Here is an 885-nt window from a genome sequence, read left to right as displayed (position 1 = left end):
CGGGCATCAAGCGCCACATCGCGGTGGATGCCCAGGGCTTGCCGCATGCCATAGCGGTGACCACGGCTGAGGTGACGGATCGCAAAGGGGCACTGCAGGCGCTCAAGCGCTGCAAGCCCAATGAATCACACCGGGTTTGGTGGAGGCTAGTTTGTTGAAGTGCAGGCGTTAGCCTGCACGGTATTGGCAACTTGCCGCCAGTAGTTTGCCTCAGCTTCCGCTGGCGGTATATGCCCTATGGATTCCAGCAGCCTGTCATGGTTGAACCAGTGCACCCATTGCAGCGTTGCCAGCTCCAGTGATTCCTTTGTTTTCCACGGTCCTCGCTTGTAGATAACCTCCGTTTTGTAAAGACCATTGATGGTTTCGGCCAAGGCGTTGTCATAGGAATCGCCGGTACTGCCCACCGAAGGCATCAGGCAAGCTTCCTCCAAACGCTCTGTGTAGCAAATAGACACATACTGGCTCCCCCTATCGGAGTGGTGAATCAGTTTCGTATCGCTTGAAGGTTGTCTGGCATACAGCGCCTGCTCCAGCGCATCCACCACAAAGTCCGTACGCATGTGGCTGCTGACCCGCCAACCCACTATGCGGCGGGCATAGACATCAATCACAAAGGCCACAAACATTTGCCCTTGCCATGTTGATATATAGGTGAAGTCTGCAACCCAAAGCTGGTCAGGGCGCTGAGCTGTGAACTGGCGGTTGACGAGGTCTAGCGGGCATGGCCTTGCTGCATCTGGACGTGTTGTGCGCACCTTCTTGCGGGCGTGTCCGAATTTTTGTGTAAACGGTTCGGACTTCAATTGACGGAGATGCGGTCTCCGAACTCAATGGTAAAGCGGGTCAGCGCAGCCTTCCAATCCCGGATGGGCATGGTCCACT

Annotated in this window: 2 pseudogenes; one reads left to right on the top strand and one right to left on the bottom strand. The window is 55.8% G+C overall.

What is annotated here, in order from left to right:
• Positions 1-128, top strand: a pseudogene (locus SJH88_RS19225) (transposase); the annotation flags it as partial.
• An 18-nt stretch (positions 129-146) separates the two neighbouring features.
• Here the strand turns inward: SJH88_RS19225 and SJH88_RS19220 are convergent.
• A pseudogene (locus SJH88_RS19220) lies at positions 147-764 on the bottom strand (IS3 family transposase); the annotation flags it as partial.
• Positions 765-885 lie beyond the last annotated feature (121 nt).

The organism is Comamonas sp. GCA5 (genome assembly GCF_036541385.1).
Lineage (GTDB): Bacteria > Pseudomonadota > Gammaproteobacteria > Burkholderiales > Burkholderiaceae_C > Comamonas > Comamonas aquatica.
Note: the sequence above shows the minus strand (reverse complement) of the source record. Positions and strands in the feature narration are given on the sequence as shown.